The sequence below is a fragment of the Arthrobacter sp. BC5 genome (assembly GCF_056680255.1).
In genome coordinates, this window is the sequence record NZ_CM155273.1 from 752,644 (window position 1) to 774,243 (window position 21,600).

Genomic DNA, 21,600 nt, shown 5'->3' on the forward strand with positions numbered 1-21,600 from the left:
AGCCGCGCCCCGGGCGCAGCACCGGCAGGGGGCGAGGGCGACGGTTTTGCTCTTGCCCTCTCCTTCTGGGTAACCTTGGGAAGCTAGAGATAGCCGATGGAGACGTGCCAGAGCGGCCGAATGGGCTTCACTGCTAATGAAGTGTGGGCCTAAAGCCTACCGGGGGTTCAAATCCCCCCGTCTCCGCGTGTAGGGCCCCTAGAAATAGGGGCCCTTTTCGTCGGGCGTAACTTCTGAGCGCCGACCCGTACCCGAGGAACCGACCGGCAGGACAGCCTGTGGGTTTCCGGGCGGGTCTTCCCTAAGCCTTCAGCGCAAGGGCGAAGGGAAGGACGCCGGACGCCCCCGCGGCACGCAACGCCCGCCCGGCCTCCGTGATGGTCCACCGGCTGTCGGCGAAGTCGTCCACGAGCAGCACCGGGCCCGGATTCGCGGCGAACCAGGCGGCGCCCTCCTCGGGAACGGCGAAGTGGTCCCAGACCGAGGCGAGCCGGAACGCGCTGTTACCGCCCGGCTGGCCCTGCGGAAAACCGTGCGGAGTGGTCAACTGGCCAAGGTAGGGAATGCGGCCGACGCGGGCGAGCGCCTGTGCGAGGGAACCGATGAGCTCAGGACGACGCCGCGACGGGACGCTGACCACGGCGACGGGCCGCTCGTCCCAGCCCCACTGGGCGAGGACGCGCACGACGGCTTCGACGACGGACGGGTCGAGCGGCGCATCCGGGGTCGCATCGGACATCAGTTCGCGCAGCCGGTTCCCCCATCCGAGGTCCGTGAGGCGTGCCAGCGCACGGCCGGGCAGGCTCACCTCGCCCGGCTTCAGCTTCCCCTTCAGTGGCACACCCAGCTTGTCCATACCACTGGGCCACTGGCCCCGCGGCTCGAGTTCCACGCCCACACGGCTCAAAGCCTGGTCGGCAGAGTCCGAGGCCTCATGCGCCACGTCGTCCGAGTACCAGGGGCCGGCGCAGGTGTCGCAGCGGCCGCACGGGGACGCCGCCGGATCATCGAGTGACCGGGACAGGAACTCCATGCGGCAACCCGATGTGTTCTCGTAGTCGAGCATCGCCCGCTGCTCGACGACACGCGCCTCGCTGATACGCCCGTACCGCTCGGCGTCGTACGTCCACGGCTTCCCCGTGCTCTCCCAGCCTCCGGTGACCTTACGGACAGCACCGTCGACATCGAGCACCTTGAGCAGCAGCTCCAGGGGTGACCGCTTCAGGTTCACACGCGTCTCGAGAGCCGGCGTGGGCAGGACGACGCCGGCTTCGAGGGCCTCGAGCACGCGGAGGGCCGCGTCCTGCGACGGCATGGACGCGGTGGCGAAGTACTCCCAGATGTCACGGTCCTCGGCGCCGGGCAGCAGCAGGACGTCGGCGTTCGGCGTGCCGCGCCCTGCCCGCCCGACCTGCTGGTAGTAGGCGACCGGCGAGGACGGCGCTCCGAGGTGCACCACGAAGCCGAGGTCGGGCTTGTCGAAGCCCATGCCGAGCGCGCTCGTGGCCACGAGGGCCTTCACCTCATTGTTCTTCAGGGCGGCCTCCGCGGCTTCCCGGTCTGAGGGGTCGGTGCGACCGGTGTAGGCCCGGACGGCATGCCCGTTCTCGCGCAGCAGCCGTGCCGTGTCCTCCGCCGCGGACACCGTGAGGGCGTAGATGATCCCGCTGCCGGGCAGGTCGGAGAGATGCGTGAGGAGCCAGGCGAGGCGGGACCGCGGGCTGGGCAGGCGCAGCACGCCGAGGCGCAGCGACTTCCGTGCCAGTTCGCCGCGCAGGGTGAACACCTCGGTGCCGCCGGCACCGAGCTGCTCCTCGACGTCCTCGACCACACGGGAGTTCGCCGTCGCCGTGGTTGCCAGCACCGGGACGCCCTGCGGCAGCCCCATGATGAGGTCGCGCAGGCGCCGGTAGTCGGGGCGGAAGTCGTGCCCCCAGTCGGAGATGCAGTGCGCCTCGTCGATCACGAGCAGGCCGGTGCGCCGGATGAGCTCGGGCAGGTACAGCTCGCGGAAGGAGGGGTTGTTCAACCTCTCCGGCGAGACGAGGAGGACATCCACCTCGTCGGCCTGCAGTTTGGCGGTGATGTCCTGCCATTCGGTCTGGTTCGCCGAGTTGATGGCCTCGGCCCGGACGCCGGCTCGCGCGGCAGCGGCCACCTGGTCCCGCATCAGCGCGAGCAGGGGCGAGACGATCAGCGTGGGGCCGGCGCCGCGGGCCCGGAGGAGCAGGCTCGCCACGAAGTACACGGCGGACTTGCCCCAACCGGTCCGCTGCACTACGAGCGCGCGCCGCCCACCTTCGACGAGGGCCTCGATGGCCTCGAACTGCCCCTCGTGGAACTGTGCGTCGGGCGACCCGACGAGGGTGTGCAGGATGGCGGATGCTTGCTCGTTCAGCGTGGTGGTCGACGACATTTCCCCAGTATCCCAGCCGCCTCCCCCACTCGAAGCGGGCAGGAGCGCTATGTGCACAACGGGCGCCGCGACCCCACCCGATACACTTCGAGACGTGACTACAACCATCGATCTTTCTGCATCCTTCAAGGCGTACGACGTCCGTGGCATCGTCGGTGAGACCATCACGGTGGACTCGGTCCGGGCGGTCGGAGCGGCCTTCGTCGACTCGCTGGGACTGGCGGGCGAGACCATCCTGGTCGGCGGTGACATGCGCCCGTCCTCCCCCGAATTCTCGAAGGCCTTCGCCGAGGGAGCCACGCGCCGCGGCGCCGACGTGCTCTTCCTGGACCTCATCTCGACCGATGAGCTGTACTACGCGAGCGGCACCCTCGATGCGGCCGGCGTGACCTTCACCGCCAGCCACAATCCCGCCCAGTACAACGGCATGAAGATGACGCGTCCCGGCGCCGTGCCGGTGTCCTCGGAGACGGGCCTCAAGGACGTGCAGGAGCGTGCCGAGAAGTACCTCGCGGACGGCACGATCCCCGCCGTCGAGGCGCAGGGCAGCACGAGCGTGCGGGACATCCTCGAGGAGTACTCGCGGTTCCTCCGCACTCAGGTGGACCTCTCGTCGTCGCGCCCGCTGAAGATCGTGGTGGACGCCGGCAACGGCATGGCGGGCCTCACGACTCCCGCGGTCCTCGGCAACCGGCTCCTCCCGGCCCTGCCGTTCGAGATCGTCCCCCTCTACTTCGAGCTCGACGGCTCGTTCCCCAACCACCCGGCCAACCCGCTGGAGCCGGAGAACCTCCGCGACCTCCAGGCCGCCGTGGTCGAGCACGGAGCCGACATCGGCATCGCGTTCGACGGTGACGCCGACCGCTGCTTCATCATCGACGAGTTGGGCGCGCCCGTCTCGCCGAGCGCCATCACCGCGATGGTGGCACGCCGCGAGATCGCCCGCGCGCAGGCCGCCGGCGAACCCGAGCCCGTGATCATCCATAACCTCATCACCTCGCGTGCGGTGCCCGAACTGATCAGGCACGACGGCGGCCGCCCGGTCCGCACGCGCGTGGGCCACTCCTTCATCAAGGCCGTCATGGCCGAGGAAGGCGCGGTGTTCGGCGGGGAGCACTCGGCACACTACTACTTCCGTGACTTCTGGAACGCGGACACCGGCATGCTCGCGGCCATGCACGTCCTGGCCGCCCTCGGTGAGCAGGACGGCCCGCTGTCGGAGCTCGGCCGCGAGTACGAGCCCTACTTCTCCTCGGGTGAGGTCAACTCGAAAGTGGCTGACCTCCCTGCGTCCATCGCCCGGGCGCGTGCCGAGTTCGAGCAGGAGGGCGTGGTGGTCGACGACCTCGACGGCCTCACGTTCACGCCGGACCACGGTAACTGGTGGTTCAACCTGCGCCCCTCCAACACGGAGCCGTACCTCCGGCTGAACGCGGAGGCCGTGGACCCGGCAACGCTCCAGGACCTCGTCCAGCGCGTGCTCGCCGTCATCCGCGACTAGCGCGGAGAGCACCGAAGACGGACAGAGGCCCCTTCCTGAAGGAAAGGGGCCTCTGACATGAGCGCAGGCGGTCAGGCGTTGCTGAAGCGTTCCTTGAGCTCGTGGAGCTGGTCCCTGAGCTCTTCGGGCAGGGACGCGCCGAAGCGGGCGTACCACTGCTCGATACCCTCGAGTTCCTCGGCCCATTCGACGGCGTCGACATGCACGGCGGCCTCCACCTCGGCCGGGGTCATGTCCAGGCCTGTCAGGTCCAGGGCGTCCCCGGTGGGGACGTACCCGATGGGTGTCTCGACGGCGTCGGCCGTGCCCTCGAGCCGTTCGATGACCCACTTGAGCACCCGGGAGTTGTCGCCGAACCCGGGCCAGGCGAATCCGCCGGCCGCTGTCCGGCGGAACCAGTTCACGAGGAAGATCTTCGGCAGGCGGGACTGGTCTGCTGCGGCGCTGAGGGTGAGCCAGTGGCGCAGGTAGTCGCCGGCGTCGTATCCGATGAAGGGCAGCATCGCCATCGGGTCGCGGCGGACCCTGCCCACTTCCCCTGCCGCGGCAGCCGTGGTCTCGGAGGACAGCGTGGAGCCCATGAAGATGCCGTTGGCCCAGTTCCGGGACTGTGTGACGAGCGGGACGGTCGTCTTCCGGCGGCCGCCGAAGAGGATCGCGGAGAGCTCGACGCCGTCCGGCCGGTTGAATTCCTCGGCGAGCATGTCGATCTGGTCGATGGGCGTGCAGAACCGCGCGTTCGGGTGTGCGGCAGGATGGTCCATGTCGGGCGTCCAGTCCCGGCCCTGCCAGTCGGTCAGGTGCGCGGGCACCTCCTCGGTCATGCCCTCCCACCAGACGCCGCCGTCATCGGTGAGGGCGACGTTCGTGAACACCGAGTTGCCCTTGGCGATGGCCCGCATCGCGTTGGGGTTGGTGTGCCAGCCGGTACCGGGGGCGACGCCGAACAGCCCCGCCTCGGGATTCACCGCGCGGAGCTCGCCTTCCTTGCCGAAGCGCATCCAGGTGATGTCATCGCCGAGGGTCTCGACCTTCCAGCCCTCGATCGTGGGATCGAGCAGTGCCAGGTTGGTCTTGCCGCACGCGGAGGGGAACGCTGCGGAGAGGTAGTAGGTCCTGTGCTGCGGGGAGGTGAGCTTGAGGATCAGCATGTGCTCGGCGAGCCAACCCTCGTCGCGTGCCATCACGGACGCGATCCGCAGCGCATAGCACTTCTTGCCGAGCAATGCGTTGCCGCCGTAGCCCGAGCCGTAGGACCAGATGGAGCGCTCCTCCGGGAAGTGGACGATCCACTTCTCCTCGTTGCAGGGCCAGGGGACGTCGGCCTCCCCGGCGGCGAGGGGTGCGCCGAGCGAGTGGAGCGCGGGGACGAACGCGGCGTCGAGTTCGGTCATGCGGTCCAGGACGGCGGTGCCGATCGTCGCCATGATCCGCATGGACGTGACCACGTAGGCGCTGTCGGTGACCTCGACGCCGAACTTGGGGTCCTCGGCGTCGAGGTGGCCCATGACGAACGGGATGACGTACATGGTGCGGCCGCGCATGGAACCGGCGAACAGGCCCTTGAGCTTGGCCTTCATCACCGCCGGATCCATCCAGTTGTTCGTGAAGCCCGCTTCCCTCTCGTCCTCCGAGCAGATGAACGTCTGCTCCTCGACCCGGGCGACGTCCTTCGGGTCGGAGAAGGCAGCGAAGGAGTTGGGGAAGGTCTCGGGGTTCAGCCGCACGAAGGTCCCGGACTCGACCAGGCCGTCCGCGAGGCGCTGGTTCTCCTCCTCGGAGCCGTCCACCCACACGACGTCGGCGGGCTGCGTCAGCTCCTGCACCTCCCGCACCCAGGCCAGCAGGCCCGCATGCGTCGTCGGCGCGGGACTGCCAGGATCAGTGGTGGTGCCAGCCGCAGACTCTCGTACGGGATCGCCCATTACTCTTCCCTTCGTTGGGGGGACTCGGTGTTCATCGATGCTAGGGGCGCGATATTTCGGGCCAGGGCAGGATGGACGAAACACTGGCTGCGGCATGCCGGTGATCCGCGCCATCCCGGGCTTGTCGAGCGCTTACACCGGAGAGCTGTGTGATAAACGTCACCTAGACCGGTCTGGAATCTGACGCAGCGAAGTACTGATTAGGCGTCCCGGCGAATCCACGCTAGAGTTATCTACGGCCAAACGGCCCGCTTGTAGGACTGATTCGCACTGCGGATCGACGGACTACGGATGCGTGCGTAGCTCAACGGATAGAGCATCTGACTACGGATCAGAAGGTTGGGGGTTCGAATCCCTTCGCGCGCACCACGGTTCACCAGAACCACTGAAAGGCCCCGATTCCGGTCGGGGCCTTTCGCGTTGGGTTGCCCCCCTGCCGGGTGGATGGAAGGCTCTGCCTATGAGCGAACCCCAGACCACCGATGTCATTGTGATCGGCGCAGGCGCCGTCGGCGAGAACGTTGCAGGCCGGGTGGTGCAGAAGGGCCTCTCGGCGGTACTCGTCGAAGCCGATCTGGTCGGCGGCGAGTGCTCCTACTGGGCATGCATGCCGTCCAAGGCACTCCTGCGGCCCGGAACCGTCCTCGCTGCGGCACGTGGCGTCGCAGGCGCGCGTGAAGCAGTGACCGGCACCCTCGACACCCGTCAGGTCCTCGACCGCCGCACGTCCTTCACCTCGAACTGGGACGACTCCTCCCAGGAGGAGTGGGTTGCCTCCGCAGGAATCACGCTCGAACGGGGCTGGGCGAAGCTGTCCGGTGAGCGCGAGGTGACCATCAGCCGCAAGGACGGCTCCGAGACCCGATACCGGGCCAACCACGCCGTCGTCCTGGCGACCGGATCCACGCCGACCGTCCCGCCCGTCGACGGGCTCGCGGAGCTGGACTACTGGACCACGCGGGAGGCCACCTCCGCGAAGGAGGTCCCCAGCAGCCTCGCCGTCCTGGGCGGCGGCGTGGCCGGCGTCGAACTGGCGCAGGCCTACGCGCGGCTCGGCGCGGAAGTCACGGTCATCGCGCGCAGCGGGATCCTCGGCAACTATCCGAAAGAGGCGTCGGACCTCGTCCTCGAAGCGCTCGAGGGCGAGGGACTCACCATCCTGACGGACACGGCCACGAACGCGGTCCGCAAGGACGGCGGCATGTTCGTTCTCGACGTCGGGGACGGCCGTACCGTCACGGCCGAGAAGCTCCTCGTGTCGACGGGGCGCCATCCGCACACCATCGGCCTCGGCCTCGAGGACCTCGGACTGGATCCGAAGAAGATCAGGAGCGATGACACCGGGCGCGTGCCGGACGCCGGCGGCTGGCTCTACGCGGTGGGCGACGCCGGCGGCAGGGTGCAGTTGACGCACCAGGGCAAGTACGAGGCTCGCATGACCGGAGAAGCCATCGCTGCGCGGGCCCGGGGCACCCTGGGCGATTCCGCGGCGGCGTGGAGCGCCTCCGCTGCCACGGCGGACCGCGGTGCCGTCCCGCAGGTCGTCTTCACCGATCCGGAGATCGCGATGGTGGGGCGCACCCTGGAGCAGGCACGGAAGGACGGAGTCAATGCCTCCGAGACATCACTGCCGATCGCCGTCGCCGGCTCGTCCCTCCATTCGGACGGCTACAAGGGTTGGGCGCAGATGGTCGTGGACGAGGATCGCAAGGTGCTCATCGGCGTCACGTTCGCCGGACCTGAGGTGTCCGAGATGCTGCACGCCGCCACCGTAGCCATTGTGGGCGAGGTGCCGCTGGACCGCCTGTGGCACGCCGTGCCCGCCTACCCCACCGTCAGCGAGGTCTGGTTGCGCCTGCTGGAGAAGTACGGGCTGTAACTCCCGTTCCGGGCAGTTCAGCGCAGGCTCGACGCCCTGCGCACCACGAAATCGGTGACGTCGGCGTCGCGCCCGTCGAGCTCGGCCCACTCGCCGGCGTAGGACAGCACCGTGAGGCCCGCGGTCGGGTAGTCGGTGGCGAGGTCCATCACCGCCCGCTCGCTCGAGCGGACCGAGGCGAGACGCATGGCCAGTTCCTGGATCCCGGGGTTGTGCGCTATGACGAGCAGGCTCGTGACGGTCGGCGGCACATGGTTGATGAGCGCGAGGATCTCCGTGGGCCGTGCCGCGTAGAGCTCGTCCTCCAGCTTCGGCGTGGGCGCCTTGTCCCCGAGTTCCTTGCAGACCCAGGTGCAGGTCTGGCGCGTGCGGAGTGCCGTGGACACGAGGATGAAGTCGGGGACGGCCTCGTGCTCCAGCATCCAGCGCCCCGCGAGCGGGGCATCTGCGTGGCCCCGTGAACTGAGCGAGCGCTCGTGGTCCGGCACGCCCTCCTGGAACTCGGCCTTGGCATGGCGCAGCAACAGGAGCTTCTTCAGGTGGTGGGAGGCCATGTCCGAAGTCTATGGCCTCCCGTCCGCGCGCAGAGGGCTAGATGGAGTACTCGGGAGCAGCCCAGACGACCACTTCGGGGTGGTCGTAGAAGCGGTAGCCCTGGCCGCGCACGGTCCGGACGGTGTTCGCGAGGCGCCCGAGCTTGGACCGCAGGCGGCGGATGTGCACGTCGATGGTGCGTTCGTTCGGTACCTCGTCGGCGTTCCGCCACAACCCGCTCAGCAGCTCCTCGCGGCCGACGGTGCGGGCAGCGTTCTCGACGAGGTAGTTCAGCAGTTCGAACTCCTTGAACGTGAGGTTCAGCGTCTCGCCGTCAAGGTGTACCTCGCGCCGTGACAGGTCGATGAGCACGCCTGTCGGGCGGGCCGGCTGCGTCTGCGACGGAGCGGGGGCGGCATCGGGCCGGGGGCGTCGGGCGACGGTGGGGTCGCCGAGCGCGGCACGGACGACGTCGATGTCGGAGCCGGGGGCGTCTGCCGGGGCCAGGGCGACTGCCGCGTGGCTCTCCGCCGTCGGCACGAGGGTCCGGACGTACGCCCGGACGTCCTGCGCGAGCTTCGAGAAGGTGGTGCCTGCCGCAGCGGCGGTCGCCTCGTCGAGCGCGACGTAGAGCACGAAGCCGCGCGCCGTCGTGTCGCCGGTGACAGCCTGGGGCCCCGGTATGCCGTTGGGGGCGACGACGGGAACGGGAGCACTCATGGGAGCAGCGTCTCCCCCGGGTACGGCCTGCAGGCGGGAGGGCTGGTGGGGCACCTGCGGCGCGTGGGCGTTGAAGGACGACGCCACCTGCTGGCGTGCCTGGCGGTTCTGGGGGGAGCGTTGGGAGATATGGACGTAGCCCGGATTTACTGACATGAATACAACCTCGTGAAGTATGCCGTCATCACGGCTCGAATGCGGGGTGTGCCCGGTCGGGATGAAGAATGATGCCCGCCGTTGGGCTTGAAGTGCGTAGAAAAGGTTTGGGTATAACCGTTACGCGTGCATTCGATAACAGCGGAGGTCCGCTCCGGACACGATGTCCAGGGAGGGAACTGCGGCTGCAGATGCGGGTGAGTTGGTGTCCACGTGACGAATTATTGCATGTAACAATCGGCTACGCGCAAGTAACAATGCGGAATGTCCAGCATGCGAACAGTAGGGCCACGCAGGCGTTCGGCTGACCGGGTGGAGTAGATCCGGGAGCCGGCGCGCAGTACGGAGGCCCCGCCCCGCCACGTACTAGCGGGAGACGCGCTCCTCGCGCCTGCGACCGGCCCGGGCCGCGAGGAACAGCCCCGACCCGACTACCACATACGCGACAGCGCCGAGCCAGACGACGCCGGCCTGCTGGGCCAGCAGCGCGATGCTGGCGATGATCGCGAGCACCGGTACGATCCGCGGCACCGCGAAGTGGGCGTGGTCCACCCTGTCCTTCTTGAGGACGAGGACGCTGACATTGGCCGACAGGAACACCAGGAGAAGCAGGAGCACGGTGGTCTCGGCCAGTGTGCCGACGTCTCCTATGAGTGACAGCACGATGGTCAGTCCGGCGACGACGACGATCGACACCCAGGGTGTGCGCCGCGCGGGGAGCACACGGGCGAAGGCCCGCGGCAGGAGTTCGGCTTCCGCGAGGCCATACCCGACCCGGCTGGCCATGACCATGAACAACAGCGCGCCGTTGGCGATGGCGACCAGCGCGATCAGGCTGAAGAGCCAGGGCGGTATCCCGACACCACTCGCTGTCACGACGGCGAGCAGCGGTCCGGTGGACTCCGCGAGTTCGGCCGGGGGAAGGACGATGACGGCTCCGACAGCGATCAGGAGGTAGACCACCGCAGCCGTCCCGATCGCGCCGAAGAGGGCACGGGGGTACGCCCTGGACGGGTTGTGCACCTCCTCGGCCATGTTCGCCGCCGCCTCGAAGCCGAGGAAGGAGAAGAAGGCGATGACGGATGCCGCGAAGGCACCCTGCAGGGGCGGCACCTCCGGGGCGAACTCGAGGAGCCGGGCCGGCTCGCCGTTGCCACTGCCCAGTACGACGGCCGCAAGCACGATCACCAACACGAGGCCGGTCACTTCGATGACGGACGCGACGAGGTTCGCGGTAAGGGACTCCCGGACACCGCGGAGGTTGATCAGCGTCAGGAGGATGATGAAGACCACTGCTGTCGGAGCAGCCGGCACATCGATGAGAGCGGCCAGGTAGTCACCGGCGAAGGCATTCGCCAGGGCCGCCGCCGTGGTGATGCCGGACGCCATCATCAGGAACCCGACCAGGAACGAGAGGTACGGGATGCTGAAGGCCCGGTCGACGTACCGTGCCGCACCGCCGGCGTGCGGGTACTTCGTGATGAGCTCCGCATAGGTTCCTGCTGTGAGGAGGGCCAGGACCAGCGCGATGAGCAGTGGCAGCCAGATCACGCCCCCGACGTCGTCGGCCATGGTACCGACGAGCGTGTAGATGCCCGCCCCGAGCGTGTCGCCGACGATGAACGCGAACAGCAACGGCGTACCGATCGCACGCTTCAGACCGCCCTCGGTGGCCGGCTCGGTCGCGCTGATGTCCTTCGTCATCGCACCATTCGACCCCGGGGCCGTCGCCGGCACAACCCCTCGGCGCTGTCCTGCTAGCTGTTGCTCATTCCCGGCCATCGCTTGACGGCCGGGAACGGGCAGGGTCCGGCCTAGCCGACGACGCCGTAGAGGCGGTCTCCCGCATCCCCGAGGCCCGGAACGATGTAGGACTTCTCGTTGAGCTTCTCGTCGATCGAAGCCAGGACGATCGTGACGTTGCGGCCCTCCAGCTCCTCCTGCAGGGTCGCGAGGCCCTCGGGAGCCGCGAGCAGGCAGATGCAGGTGATGTCGGCGGCTCCGCGCGCGAAGAGGAACTTGATCGCTTCCCGGAGCGTGCCTCCGGTCGCGAGCATGGGGTCGAGCACGAAGACCTGCCGCCCCGTGAGGTCGTCCGGCAGGCGCTCGGCGTAGGTGATGGCCTCGAGGGTCTCCTCGTTGCGGGCCATGCCGAGGAAGCCGACCTCCGCCGTCGGAACGAGGCGCGTCATGCCCTCGAGCATTCCCAGGCCTGCCCGGAGGATGGGGACCACGAGCGGCGTGGGCTTCACGAGGCCGGTGCCCTGGGTGGTGGTGACAGGGGTCTCGATGGATACGGCCTCCACGCGGACGTCACGGGTGGCCTCATAGGCCAGCAGGGTGACGAGCTCCTCGGTCAGGAGGCGGAACACCGGCGACGACGTGTCCTTGTCCCGGAGAACCGTGAGTTTGTGGGCTACCAGGGGGTGATCGACTACCAGTACACGCATGGCTCAAAAGTACCATTGTGCCCATGAACCCCTCCCTTCCTCCCGTGGATCCGGATCACTGGGCGTGGATGGGATTGGCCCTGGACGCGGCCGCGCTCACCCGTGCGAGCGCCGACGTGCCGATCGGAGCCGTCGTCGTCGGGCCTGACGGCGCCGTGCTCGGCACCGGCTGGAACCAGCGCGAGGAACTCGGCGACCCGACGGCGCACGCCGAGGTGCTGGCGATCCGAGCTGCCGCCGGGCAGCTCGGCGCATGGAGACTGGAGGAGTGCACCCTGGTGGTGACCCTCGAGCCGTGTGCGATGTGCGCCGGGGCGTCCGTCCTGGCCCGTATTCCCCGCGTGGTGTTCGGGGCGTGGGACGAGAAGGCAGGGGCCTCGGGCTCGGTGTTCGACGTCCTCCGCGAGCGCCGGCTGAACCACTGGACCGAGGTGTTCGCCGGTGTCCGCGAGGAAGAGTGCGCCGCCCTCCTCAAGGTGTTCTTCGCCACCCGGAGGTCCGGTTCCGGCTCCCGGTGATACTGCGTAGGCTGATGAAATCCGCAGCATCCCCCTCGAAGGAGTAGACGTGGCAGATCAGCAGGACGGTTTGAAGGAAGTACAGGACATCCTCGGCAAGGCCGACATCGCGATCCTCACCACCGTGAGCCTCGACGGCCGGCTCGTGAGCAGGCCGCTCGCGCTGCACGGCAAGGATTTCGACGGCGACCTCTGGTTCTTCACCGAGGACCCCTCCCCCAAGGCGGACGAGATCCGCGCCAACCCCCAGGTCAACGTCTCGGCGAGCACCGGCAAGGGCTACGTCTCGATCGCCGGCACGGCCACGCTGACGAAGGACCAGGCGAAGATCGACGAGCTGTGGGGGCCATCGGTGTCCGCATGGTTCGAGAACGGCCGCGACGATCCCGCCGTCGCCCTCATCCATGTCGACGCCGATACCGCCGAGTACTGGTCGATGGATGCGCCGCGCGTCGTCTCGGCCGTGAAGATGGTCAAGGGCCTCGTGACGGGCAGCAAGCCGGACTCCGGCAAGAACGAGGTCATCGAGCTGCCCTAGCGCCTCCACCGAGGTGGCCGCTGCTCCCCGTTTTGGGTCTGACGCCCCGAACCCGGTAAAGTAGCGGCGTTGGTGACGTGTCCGAGCGGCCGAAGGTGCAACACTCGAAATGTTGTTTGGTGTAAAAGCCAACGTGGGTTCAAATCCCACCGTCACCGCCATTTGAGAAGGCCTCGCAGCCCCTGTGAAGACAGGGATGCGAGGCCTTCTGCGTTGCTCGAGAAGCACCAGCGGCAAGGCAGCGAGGTCGGGAGCCCGGGGCGACGGGGTCGGCATGATCGTCCCGGCGCGTCGAGATGATCCCCGTGCAACGAACACGGCGACTGCCGGGACCCCGAGGCAGGCGGGCACACGACAGCTACCGTGTCAGCGGCGTGCGCTGGGAAACCCAGATAGGAGCGACCTGGGTCATAAACTCCTCGTTGCACGCCTGCATGTCCTCGTCGGAAGGGCCACTCTCACCGCTGTAGGAGGAGGTGAATCCCAGTTGGTCGCCGTCCTGCGGCTCGAGGGGCCCGACGCCCCACCCCTTGTCCTGGAGGCAGAGGTGTCGCATCCACCGCGTCACGGTACTCGGTCTCGGTCACGATCAGGTCTTCCAGGACAGCCCGCTGGTACTCACTGGTGCCGTCCCGCATGTCGAGCTTCTCGTCCTCGGAGAAGGACGGCGCGATGGCGCAGCCGGCGAGAAGTGCTGTGCAGCCCATGATTCCGGCCACAGATATCGATCGATCCCCCATGGAAGCATCCTGCCCGACCACAGGAAGCGCGTCGAGGGCGAGTCTGACTGATGAGTCGTCAGGGTCCTCCAGCCATCAGGACGGGGTATCCCGCGCAGTTCCTCAGGACTGCGCAGCGTCTTCTGCTGCTCAGCGCCGCGGCCGGCTGCCCGACGCGAGGTCGGCGCCCGCCGCCATCAGGCGCCGTCGTACCTCCTCCGGCGGGACGTACTCCCCCACCGTCGCGAAGGAACCGAGTGTCGCGAAGGACGTGACGATCGTGTGCGGATGGACGTGCACGAGGTTGAAGCCCTGCGCGCCGTCCATGCCCCGGATGCCGCCCACCGGAACATTGAGGTCCTGTGTGTAGCACGTGGAGGACGCGACGGACACGGGCACGCCCGCGAACAGGGACGACGACGGGAAGTGCACGTGCCCGGCCAGGATCAGGCGGATGTCCTTGCCCTGCACGATCTCCGCGAGCCGGTCCTGGCGGCGCAGCTCCGTCAGGACGGCGAGGTCCTGGACCATCGGAATCGGCGGATGGTGCAGTGCCAGGATGCTGCCCTCGGGTGCGGGCCGGGACAGCTCGGCCTCGAGCCAGGCCAACTGGACGTCGTCGAGCTCCCCGTGGTGGTGCCCGGGCACGGAGGTGTCGAGTGTGATGACGCGGAGCCCGCCGATTCGGTAGCTGCGGTACAGCGGGGCCTCCTCGGGCGGCTCACCCAGGAGTGCCGAGCGCAACGCTGCCCGCTTGTCATGGTTGCCCATGAGCCAGATCACCGGTGCATGCAACTGCTCGGCGAAGGGCTCGACCACGTCGCGGAGCGACGAGTAGGCCTCGGCGTCACCGGCGTCCGTGAGGTCGCCCGTGAAGACGAGCGCGTCCGGCCGGACTCCCGACCGGCCGATCGCCGCGAGCAGCTGGGTGAGCCGCTCCCGGCCGTCGACGCCGCCGTAGAGCAGGCCGTCGGCGACGAAATGCGTGTCGCTGAAATGGAGGAGGAGGTGGTCGGCGGGAGGATGTTCCCTGGAGAGGGCCGCATCCTCCCGCCCGCTGGGAGTCGGCATGGGCGCTAGGCGGTCGCCTCGGCCGTGGCGCGTTCCGGCGTCGACCGCTCCTGGTCGAAGATCAGCTTGTCCATCAGTTCCGCGATCCTGCTCCAGTCGTGGCGTCTGAGCAGCCGGCGCAGCTCGGGTGACGGCGCCTTGCCGGCCCGGCCCCGCAGCTCCTCGCACGCGGCGGCGAACCCCTCGGCGTCGTCCTGCAGGTCCACGACCCCTGGGAAGTCCGCGACGACGTCCGCGACGCGTGTGGACACGACCGGCAGCGCCGACGCCAGGTACTCGAGCGTCTTGGTGGGGCTGATCGACTTCGTCGCCTCGTTGAGCGCGAACGGCATGAGGGCGACGTCGAACTGCGCCATGTGACCCGGCAGGTCCTCGTAGGCCTGCTGTCCGAGGTAGGTGATGTTCGGCGCCTGCGGCAGGTCCGATTCCTCGATCTTGCAGATGGGACCGACCATGCGGATCTCCCACTCGGGCAGCCGCTCGGCGAGGCCCGCGATCAGGTCGAGGTCGAGACGCTCGTCGAGCACCCCGACGTAGCCGGCCACGGGCTTGCTGCGGTCGGGGTCCGCCGTTTGGGCGGCCGCCGCGTAATGGCCGACGGACACACCGCTGGGAACGAGGTGTGCGTCCTCCCTCCCCTGCTTCACCACGGACCGGTGCAGGGACCGGCCGCCGGCGAAGACGACGTCGGCTTTCCGCAGCGCCTGGCGTTGCCGCACGAGCAGTTCGGGAGCCGCGTTCTTGAACGCGGCCAGGTCGTCCATGACATCGAACACCAGCGTCGTCGGCTCCAGGGCCAGGGCCGCCTCGAGTGCCAGCGGCGTGTAGATCCACACCACGCGATCGCCGGAGGACGGGCCGATGAGCTTGGGCAGCTGCTCGACGTAGTCGGGCATGACCTCGTCGAAGAAACCGACGTGCCTGCCCTGCTCCGGGATCTCCAGGAACACGCGCGTCAGGCCGTCCGCCTCGAGGGTGCCCAGACGGTTCTCCGTGACCTCGGCACCCTGCGGCGTGAGGGGCTCCTCGACGAACCAGGTCTTTCGCCCGGGCGCCCTGTTCAGGCGCGACACGAGTTGTTGAGGCCGCTGCCAGACCCAATCCCACCGCAGGTGCGACAAAACTATGAGTTCACTTTGCATCGACGATCCTCAATTCCATTCGGGTGGTTGTACGGGGAAGACTCGAACCGAGATCGGTTCCGGGAGGCTGTTGCCAGTCCCAATGGGCCATCTGGGATCGATAGCCCTGCAGCCAGGTGGCCACGGGCTCGCCGAGCACGTACGCAGGGAGGTCGCCGGAATGCGCACCTCCGGCGGCGAGCGCGTACGACGTCGACATCACGGACGCCCGCCGCTCGAGGTCCTCGTCGAGCCAGTACACACCCACGGGGTCCACGTGGCCCTCGCAGCGGAAGAGCAGCGAATTCCAGTCGGTGGAGTCGACCACGGGGAACCAGCAGACGCCGTCCATCACCACGCCACGCGCCTGGGCCTCCTCGCACTGCTCGAGCACGTACTTGAGCCAGGTGGCGCGATCCGAGGTGGAGCCGCGGACATTGGTCTCGGTGAGCATGCACGGCAGCCCGTAGCGCTCCCAGTACTGCTGGACCTGATCGACCAGCGGCAGCGGGGTGGGCGTCGGGGCGGTACCGCCGGCCTCCGAGAAGTTCCATTGGCAGTGCGCGTAGTAGTCGAGGCCGAGCACGTCGATGCTGCCCGTGGGGAGGGACAGCAGGCGCTCGCCGCCGACGGGCGCGAGGTCGCGCCCGAGCTGGCTGTCGACGTCGTACCCCCTGCCGAGGAAGACGTCGATGGCCAGGAAGCGGCGGTCATTGGCCATGTCCGCGTACCGCCGGCCCGATGCGTCGGAACCCGTATGGAACTCGCAGGTGTCCACCCAGACGTGCCGGGCGTCCGGCAGCAGCTCGCGGTACAGGTGGCTGGCCTCGGCGACGGCCGGCAGCACGTTCACGAGCAGGTCCACGAAGCCCTGCAGCCCCGAGTGGTACGGCGGCCAGATGGCCTCGTGCCCGCAGAGGAACAGCGTGGAGAACGGCTCGTTGAAGAGCGTGTACTCCTCGACCCAGGGATAGCGGCGGGCGAAGGCCTCGGCATACCGGAGGTAGGCGGGGCCGAAGCGCTCGTCGGCGAAGCCGTCGGTGAGCCACTTCGGGTAGCTCGTGTGGTGGACGAGGTCGACGATGGGCCGGAAGCCGTACTCCCTGAGGTGACCCATCACCTCATCGGTGGAGGACCAGTCGTAGGTGCCTTCGGTCTCCTCGATACGGTGCCACCGGATCGGGTATCGCAACCGCGTGATCCCCGACTTCGCAAGCAGGCCGAGATCCTCGCGCCACCGGAGATCGTGCTCCGTGGTCTCGAAGATGTCGCGATCGTGCGCCGGCATGTAGGTGCTCTCGAACCCCCCGATGATCTCCAGCGGCGGTCCCTGCCGGCTCACGGTGCCTCCTCCAGGATGGTGCGCCGTGCGCCCAGTTCCTCGTAGACGACGTCGAGCAGCTCGGCTGCCCTCAGGTTGAGCCGCCGCGACTCGTCGAGGTCCGCGTCGAGCCGGACCACCTCGGCCCGCAGCTGCTCCGAGTCCGTGCGCAGGCGCTCCGTGTCCGACCGCAGCTTCTCCACCTCCGCCCGAAGCGCGAAGAACGGCTCCGCGAGGCCGCTGCGCCGTACGACGCTCACCGCTGCTTTCCTTGCCCTTGAATTCGTCATCCCATCTCCCTTCTCACGAGCACGCGCCGGCTCGAGGCCGCGACCGCTCCGCCGTCGTCGTACTGCTCCTCCGCACTCAGCGAGTACCGGCGAAGCTGTTCCTGGAACCTCTCCCACTCCACGGGCCGGTAGTTGTCCCAGCTCGCCGAACCCTCGCCCTCCGACACCCCGACCTCGAGGAACCCGCTGCTTCCGGGGACGGCCAGCAGGTGCTTGACGAGCATCAGCGTGGTGTCCCACCCGAGCGGGCTGAGGGCGTTGAACACGTGGTTCGCATGGACGTGCACCGTCCCGCCCAACTCGGCGCACCGCTTCCGCAGGCGCAGCGCGTGGCGGGCCATGGTCAGGTTGACGCGCTCGAACCGGGGGGAACCCTCGCCGTGCACGAGGTTGTCCTGCGCCCAGGCGAGAGCCGGCCGGCTGAAATCGACGGCGAGCACGCGGTGTCCGCGGTCGGCCAGGTAGCGAGCGTCCGCGCCGAGCCCGCACCCGAGGTCCAGCACGGTCGACGACGGCGGCAGCTGTTCCGCCGTGGCGACCGCGAGGCGGGACGGCGTCAGGACCGGACCGGCCTCTATCTCGGCGCGGTGGTGATCCTCCCAGTTCTCGCGATCGACGTCGAAGTGGTTGAGCCACCAGTAGTACCGGCGGAACGCTGCGGGCGGAGTGATGAACCTGAACGTCGGGTCCGGCACCTCCCAGGACGGTCCGTAGATGGCCGCGAGCAGCTGGGCGGGCTCCGCCGGACCGGGAAGCATCCGCCCGTTGACGGGCAACGCCTTCAGCGGATGGATGGTGACCGACTCGGCGCGCTCCCGGGCGTGGAAGGTCCCGTAGAACCACCCGTCGCACGCGAAGTACGTGAAGATGTCGAGGTAGAAGCGGTCCGTCACGGTTCCGCCCGGGAACATGAGCTGCAGGTGTCCGCCGGAGTGCCGCACCACCTCGTAGCCCTGCTCCACGAGTGTCCGCTCGATGCGGAAGCTCTCCAGCACGACGTCCGACGGATTGGTGTGCTCGCTCAGGTAGGCGAGATCGGCGTCGTCGTCATGCGCCATGATCCGGCCGTTGCGGACGGGCCCGAGCAGCGTGCCCCCCGTGACGAACAGCTCGATGCCGAGTGTCCCGTGCAGCACCTGGACGAGCCGCTCCGCCTCGTCGAGGACCTGCTCGATCAGCGTGGCGTCGCGGCCCTCGAAGGACCGCGCGATACGCCCCCACTTGTTGACGACCTGGGGGATGCCCGTACCGGGCTCACTCAGGTCGAAGTCGGACCCGTGGTCGTCGAACGCAACCGTACCCGCCGCGACCTCGCGGCCCGCATGCTCCACCGCGAGCCGGGCACGTCCGGTGAACCGCTCGGACAGCGCCGGGGGCCACACGACGGCGAGTGCGCCGTCATCACCCGGCTCCGGCGCGCGGACCGTCCAGATTCGACGTCCGTCCAGCAGGACGGACAGGGCGTCACCCGAGGGTATGCGCGCGCCGGTGATCACCAGCCGCTCGGGGTCGGCTGTCAGGGCGGCCGCGCTCACCGGACACTTTCGAGCTGTGTCGGTAGCGGATCGACCTGCTGCAGGCGGACATCGAACACCTGCCCCGTGATGTCGGATGCGAGGACCTGGGCACTGACACGGGCGACGTCCACCGCCTGCACGAGCGTGGTCTCGTCCTCGTGGCCGAATGCCTTCTCCCGCATCGGCGTCGCGGTGCGGCTCGGGCTGATGCAGTTGACGCGGATCGAGTCCCCGCTCCACTCGTCCGCGAGCGCCTGCGTCAGGTTCACGAGCGCCGCCTTCGTCGCCGAGTACACCGTGTATTTGGCGCGGCCGCGCGTGTAGGAGCTGGAGGAGAAGAGCAGCAGGGACCCCTGCGACTCGACGAGGTAGGAGTGGGCTTCCTGGGCGACGACGAACGCCGCCATGAGGTTCACCCCGACGTCGTGCTGGAGCTGCTCGTCCGAGAGGCCCACGAGGTCGCCGATGGTGAGCACTCCCGCGGTGAGCACCACGTGGTCGATCCGCCCGTGCCGGGCGGCGGCATCGGCGAGGGCCCGGGAGACGGATGAGCGGTCCTCGACGAAGGTCCCGCTGCCCGTCCTGCTGTGGCATACGACGTGGGCGCCCTCCTCCTGGAGCTGCCGGCCGAGTTCGCCGCCGATGCCGGAACTGCCGCCGAACACCACGACGACGGCGTCGCGCAGCGAGGCGGCCGGGAGCGGCACCGGCTCCACGTGCTGGTGCTTGAGCTGGAAGAGCTTGTCGGCCAGGTGGATGTCGATGGGGTGCGTGATCTTGATGTTGGCCTCGTGTCCGGGGACCACGATGATCGGGACGTCCGGGCAGTACTTCAGGACCACGGAGCAGTCGTCCGTCGCCGCGAAGTCCGCGTCCGTCCGGGCCCGTCCGTAGGCCTCCATCAGGGTGTCCCACCGGAAGGCCTGGGGGGTCTGGCCGCGGCGCAGGGAGGCGCGTGGCGGGACTGCGCGGATGATGTCGTGCTCATCGACCTCGATGATGGTGTCCGCGGAGGGAATGCCGGTGTCGACGGCATCGTAGGTGTCGAGCGCATCGACACAGGCGCGGATGATGGCCGGATCCACGAGCGGGCGGACGGCGTCATGGAAGACCACCTTGGCGCCCGGGGCAGCGATCTCGCGCAGCGCCAGGTAGGAGGTCTCGTTGCGGTCGCGTCCGCCGGGGAGGAGGCCGGTGAGCTTGGGGAAGCGGTCCTTCGTCACGAGCTTCTCAGCGCGGTCCATCGACCCCGGGTCCATCATGACGATGATCTCGTCGATGAAGGGGCACTGCTGGAAGATGTCGACGGTGTGCTCGAGGCTCGTCCGCCCCGCGACGGGTACCAGCTGCTTGGGGATCTCCAGCCCCATGCGGGTCCCGACACCTCCGGCGAGGACCACGCCGACGGTTCGCCGTCGGGGGCGTGCCTCGCTGTCCGCTGTGCCTGGTGCGTCCATCTCGTCGGTGATGGTGGACATTGCCGCCCCTTCGTCAGTTTCGTGGTTTTCGGCGAATTCAGCCAGCGTACTGACGACACGCGTCACTGGGCAGCGAAATATGCGCGAATCAATTCCTTGTGCAAGCGCTTGTTCTTTGCCTTGCGTTCGCCGGGCGTTCACTTACGAGGGTCCGCCATCGACCCAGGAGGACCTTCCCCGGGCGATAGCCTGAGGACATGGCAATCCGGGTGCTCGCAGTAGGCCGCAAGCACGAGAGCTGGGTCTCGGAGGGTATCGAGCGGTACTCGAAGCGGCTGAAGAAGCCCTTTGACCTCTCATGGCAACTCATCGCCCACTCCGCGCGGGAGAACGACGCCGCGCGCCGGGAGGAGTCGGAGCGGCTCCTCGCCAGACTCGGTGGCGATTTCGTGGTGCTGCTCGACGAGCGCGGCAAGGCCATCGATTCCCCGGCACTCTCCCGGACCCTGCTGGGACCGCTCGAAGCCTCGCGCAGTGTCACGGTGATCATCGGCGGTGCCTACGGTGTCGACCAGCAGGTGCACCAGCGGGCCGACTTCGTCTGGTCCCTCTCCCCGCTGGTGTTCCCCCACCAGCTCGTCCGCCTCATCCTCGCCGAACAGGTGTACCGCGCCCAGGAGATCGCGGGCGGCCGCTCCTATCATCACGAGTAGGCCACTACCGGGTAACAATCGAGGCACGTCATGGCACGCCTGCCGGCCGTCCGGGGCACCGGACGTAGGGTGAGGGCATGACTAGTCTGCTGGGGAGCAAGCGTTGGATCACGGCTATGGCCGCCACCGGAGTATTGATCGCGATGAGCGGCTGTGCCGCGTCCGAACCGGACGACGGCGCGGCCGTGGCGCCCGCTGCGAGCGCCACCAGCGCCACCAGCGAGGCAGCGGCGCCGACGGCCGAGCCGAGCGCTTCGGAGGCCTCCGCGCCGTCGGCCTCGGCGACGCCGTCGTCCGCACCCGCACCCAGCGCATCGCCGTCGGAGTCCGCCGCACCGCCGTCGACGCCCGCGCCACGTGGCCCCTGCACGGCCGCACAACTGACGGGTGCCGTCGCGGACCAGCTCGGCGGCGGTGCTGCCGGCAGCGTGTACCGGAGCCTCGTGCTGACCAACGCCTCCGACCGGGAGTGCACCCTCCAGGGATTCCCCGGCGTGTCCTTCGTCGATGCGTCCGGCACCCAGGTCGGCGCCCCGGCGGACCGCGACGGCTCGGCGGCGGCCCTCGTGACGCTCGCCCCGGGGGCATCGGCCGCAGCCACCCTGCAGCAGGTCAACGCCCAGAACTACGGCGCTGACTGCGAGCTCACCCCCTCGGCCGGGCTTCGCGTCTATCCCCCCGGTGCCACCGATTCGCTCGTCCTGCCGCAGGAGATCCCGGCCTGCTCCGCCGCCTCGATCGTCCTGATGACCGTCGGGACCCTGCAGCCCGCGTCCTAGCTCCGCGGCTCGGC

The 21,600-nt window shown here is 68.6% G+C and carries 19 protein-coding genes and 3 tRNA genes; 9 read left to right on the plus strand and 13 right to left on the minus strand.

Annotated elements, in window-relative coordinates:
• The first annotated feature begins 98 nt into the window (after positions 1–98).
• A tRNA-Ser gene (locus tag AC1MFI_RS03270) sits at positions 99–186 on the plus strand.
• A 115-nt stretch (positions 187–301) separates the two neighbouring features.
• On the opposite strand, the gene AC1MFI_RS03275 is transcribed toward AC1MFI_RS03270, so the two are convergent.
• Entirely contained in the window at positions 302–2,416 is a 2,115-nt protein-coding gene (locus AC1MFI_RS03275; RefSeq protein ID WP_479819636.1) for a RecQ family ATP-dependent DNA helicase, read from the minus strand.
• A gap of 49 nt (positions 2,417–2,465) precedes the next feature.
• Here AC1MFI_RS03275 and AC1MFI_RS03280 point away from each other — a divergent pair, with 49 nt between their 5' ends.
• Positions 2,466–3,917 carry a phosphomannomutase/phosphoglucomutase gene (locus tag AC1MFI_RS03280; RefSeq protein WP_479819637.1) on the plus strand — a complete coding sequence of 484 codons (1,452 nt, stop codon included), beginning with the start codon at positions 2,466–2,468 and terminating at the stop codon, positions 3,915–3,917.
• A 71-nt stretch (positions 3,918–3,988) separates the two neighbouring features.
• Here AC1MFI_RS03280 and AC1MFI_RS03285 read toward each other — a convergent pair whose 3' ends face one another.
• A complete protein-coding gene (locus tag AC1MFI_RS03285; protein ID WP_479819639.1) occupies positions 3,989–5,842 on the minus strand; it encodes a phosphoenolpyruvate carboxykinase (GTP) in 1,854 nt (617 codons plus the stop codon).
• A gap of 293 nt (positions 5,843–6,135) precedes the next feature.
• Here AC1MFI_RS03285 and AC1MFI_RS03290 point away from each other — a divergent pair.
• Both AC1MFI_RS03290 and AC1MFI_RS03295 read left to right on the plus strand, forming a co-directional pair.
• Positions 6,136–6,211: transfer RNA gene (locus AC1MFI_RS03290), tRNA-Arg, on the plus strand.
• A gap of 91 nt (positions 6,212–6,302) precedes the next feature.
• Positions 6,303–7,721 (plus strand): dihydrolipoyl dehydrogenase family protein, encoded by a 1,419-nt coding sequence (locus tag AC1MFI_RS03295; protein ID WP_479819641.1) that lies wholly within the window; start codon positions 6,303–6,305, stop codon positions 7,719–7,721.
• A gap of 17 nt (positions 7,722–7,738) precedes the next feature.
• On the opposite strand, the gene AC1MFI_RS03300 is transcribed toward AC1MFI_RS03295, so the two are convergent.
• From AC1MFI_RS03300 to upp, 4 genes are all read right to left on the minus strand, one after another.
• Positions 7,739–8,275: a SixA phosphatase family protein gene (locus AC1MFI_RS03300; protein WP_479819643.1), complete on the minus strand. Its 537-nt coding sequence runs from the start codon at positions 8,273–8,275 to the stop codon at positions 7,739–7,741.
• A 37-nt stretch (positions 8,276–8,312) separates the two neighbouring features.
• Entirely contained in the window at positions 8,313–9,131 is an 819-nt protein-coding gene (locus AC1MFI_RS03305; protein ID WP_479819645.1) for a winged helix-turn-helix domain-containing protein, read from the minus strand.
• A gap of 366 nt (positions 9,132–9,497) precedes the next feature.
• Positions 9,498–10,835, minus strand: a complete 1,338-nt coding sequence (locus AC1MFI_RS03310; protein WP_479819646.1) for an APC family permease — start codon at positions 10,833–10,835, stop codon at positions 9,498–9,500.
• A gap of 110 nt (positions 10,836–10,945) precedes the next feature.
• Positions 10,946–11,581, minus strand: a complete 636-nt coding sequence (upp, locus tag AC1MFI_RS03315) for a uracil phosphoribosyltransferase (RefSeq protein WP_479819648.1) — start codon at positions 11,579–11,581, stop codon at positions 10,946–10,948.
• 23 nt (positions 11,582–11,604) lie between these two features.
• Between upp and tadA the strand changes: the two genes are divergently transcribed.
• The 3 genes from tadA (at position 11,605) to AC1MFI_RS03330 (ending at position 12,798) form a co-directional block, all read left to right on the plus strand.
• Positions 11,605–12,099, plus strand: coding sequence for a tRNA adenosine(34) deaminase TadA (tadA, locus tag AC1MFI_RS03320; RefSeq protein ID WP_479819650.1), 495 nt, complete (start codon positions 11,605–11,607; stop codon positions 12,097–12,099).
• Positions 12,100–12,148: 49 nt separating this feature from the next.
• Positions 12,149–12,637: a pyridoxamine 5'-phosphate oxidase family protein gene (locus AC1MFI_RS03325; protein WP_479819651.1), complete on the plus strand. Its 489-nt coding sequence runs from the start codon at positions 12,149–12,151 to the stop codon at positions 12,635–12,637.
• Positions 12,638–12,708: 71 nt separating this feature from the next.
• A tRNA-Ser gene (locus AC1MFI_RS03330) sits at positions 12,709–12,798 on the plus strand.
• A 197-nt stretch (positions 12,799–12,995) separates the two neighbouring features.
• Here the strand turns inward: AC1MFI_RS03330 and AC1MFI_RS03335 are convergent.
• From AC1MFI_RS03335 to AC1MFI_RS03365, 7 genes are all read right to left on the minus strand, one after another.
• Positions 12,996–13,193, minus strand: a complete 198-nt coding sequence (locus tag AC1MFI_RS03335; RefSeq protein ID WP_479819652.1) for a hypothetical protein — start codon at positions 13,191–13,193, stop codon at positions 12,996–12,998.
• A 313-nt stretch (positions 13,194–13,506) separates the two neighbouring features.
• Positions 13,507–14,427 carry a phosphodiesterase gene (locus AC1MFI_RS03340; RefSeq protein ID WP_479819653.1) on the minus strand — a complete coding sequence of 307 codons (921 nt, stop codon included), beginning with the start codon at positions 14,425–14,427 and terminating at the stop codon, positions 13,507–13,509.
• Positions 14,428–14,432: 5 nt separating this feature from the next.
• Entirely contained in the window at positions 14,433–15,569 is a 1,137-nt protein-coding gene (locus AC1MFI_RS03345) for a glycosyltransferase (RefSeq protein WP_479819654.1), read from the minus strand.
• Complete coding sequence (locus AC1MFI_RS03350; RefSeq protein WP_479819655.1) at positions 15,559–16,890, minus strand: family 1 glycosylhydrolase; 1,332 nt, start codon at positions 16,888–16,890, stop codon at positions 15,559–15,561. Before AC1MFI_RS03350 ends, AC1MFI_RS03345 begins: the two co-directional genes overlap by 11 nt.
• Entirely contained in the window at positions 16,887–17,129 is a 243-nt protein-coding gene (locus AC1MFI_RS03355; protein WP_479819657.1) for a DUF6752 domain-containing protein, read from the minus strand. The genes AC1MFI_RS03350 and AC1MFI_RS03355 overlap by 4 nt, the downstream gene beginning before the upstream one ends.
• Before the next feature lie 26 nt (positions 17,130–17,155).
• The gene (locus AC1MFI_RS03360) at positions 17,156–18,694 is read right to left on the minus strand and encodes a methyltransferase domain-containing protein (RefSeq protein WP_479819658.1); all 1,539 of its coding nucleotides are present in this window, start codon (positions 18,692–18,694) and stop codon (positions 17,156–17,158) included.
• Positions 18,691–20,154, minus strand: a complete 1,464-nt coding sequence (locus AC1MFI_RS03365; protein ID WP_479819659.1) for an SDR family NAD(P)-dependent oxidoreductase — start codon at positions 20,152–20,154, stop codon at positions 18,691–18,693. The genes AC1MFI_RS03360 and AC1MFI_RS03365 overlap by 4 nt, the downstream gene beginning before the upstream one ends.
• 197 nt (positions 20,155–20,351) lie before the next feature.
• Between AC1MFI_RS03365 and AC1MFI_RS03370 the strand changes: the two genes are divergently transcribed.
• A complete protein-coding gene (locus AC1MFI_RS03370) occupies positions 20,352–20,807 on the plus strand; it encodes a 23S rRNA (pseudouridine(1915)-N(3))-methyltransferase RlmH (RefSeq protein ID WP_479819660.1) in 456 nt (151 codons plus the stop codon).
• A 77-nt stretch (positions 20,808–20,884) separates the two neighbouring features.
• On the plus strand, positions 20,885–21,586 hold the full coding sequence (locus tag AC1MFI_RS03375) for a DUF4232 domain-containing protein (protein WP_479819661.1): 702 nt from the start codon (positions 20,885–20,887) through the stop codon (positions 21,584–21,586).
• Positions 21,587–21,600 lie beyond the last annotated feature (14 nt).

Excerpts from the sequence above, each read along its gene's own strand:
- AC1MFI_RS03275 (WP_479819636.1), bottom strand. The coding sequence starts at position 2,416 with ATGTCGTCGACCACCACGCTGAACGAGCAAGCATCCGCCATCCTGCAC.
- AC1MFI_RS03280 (WP_479819637.1), top strand. The coding sequence starts at position 2,466 with ATGTGCACAACGGGCGCCGCGACCCCACCCGATACACTTCGAGACGTG.
- AC1MFI_RS03285 (WP_479819639.1), bottom strand. The coding sequence starts at position 5,842 with ATGGGCGATCCCGTACGAGAGTCTGCGGCTGGCACCACCACTGATCCT.
- AC1MFI_RS03295 (WP_479819641.1), top strand. The coding sequence starts at position 6,303 with ATGAGCGAACCCCAGACCACCGATGTCATTGTGATCGGCGCAGGCGCC.
- AC1MFI_RS03300 (WP_479819643.1), bottom strand. The coding sequence starts at position 8,275 with ATGGCCTCCCACCACCTGAAGAAGCTCCTGTTGCTGCGCCATGCCAAG.
- AC1MFI_RS03305 (WP_479819645.1), bottom strand. The coding sequence starts at position 9,131 with ATGTCAGTAAATCCGGGCTACGTCCATATCTCCCAACGCTCCCCCCAG.
- AC1MFI_RS03310 (WP_479819646.1), bottom strand. The coding sequence starts at position 10,835 with ATGACGAAGGACATCAGCGCGACCGAGCCGGCCACCGAGGGCGGTCTG.
- upp (WP_479819648.1), bottom strand. The coding sequence starts at position 11,581 with ATGCGTGTACTGGTAGTCGATCACCCCCTGGTAGCCCACAAACTCACG.
- tadA (WP_479819650.1), top strand. The coding sequence starts at position 11,605 with ATGAACCCCTCCCTTCCTCCCGTGGATCCGGATCACTGGGCGTGGATG.
- AC1MFI_RS03335 (WP_479819652.1), bottom strand. The coding sequence starts at position 13,193 with ATGCGACACCTCTGCCTCCAGGACAAGGGGTGGGGCGTCGGGCCCCTC.
- AC1MFI_RS03340 (WP_479819653.1), bottom strand. The coding sequence starts at position 14,427 with ATGCCGACTCCCAGCGGGCGGGAGGATGCGGCCCTCTCCAGGGAACAT.
- AC1MFI_RS03345 (WP_479819654.1), bottom strand. The coding sequence starts at position 15,569 with ATGCAAAGTGAACTCATAGTTTTGTCGCACCTGCGGTGGGATTGGGTC.
- AC1MFI_RS03365 (WP_479819659.1), bottom strand. The coding sequence starts at position 20,154 with ATGTCCACCATCACCGACGAGATGGACGCACCAGGCACAGCGGACAGC.
- AC1MFI_RS03370 (WP_479819660.1), top strand. The coding sequence starts at position 20,352 with ATGGCAATCCGGGTGCTCGCAGTAGGCCGCAAGCACGAGAGCTGGGTC.
- AC1MFI_RS03375 (WP_479819661.1), top strand. The coding sequence starts at position 20,885 with ATGACTAGTCTGCTGGGGAGCAAGCGTTGGATCACGGCTATGGCCGCC.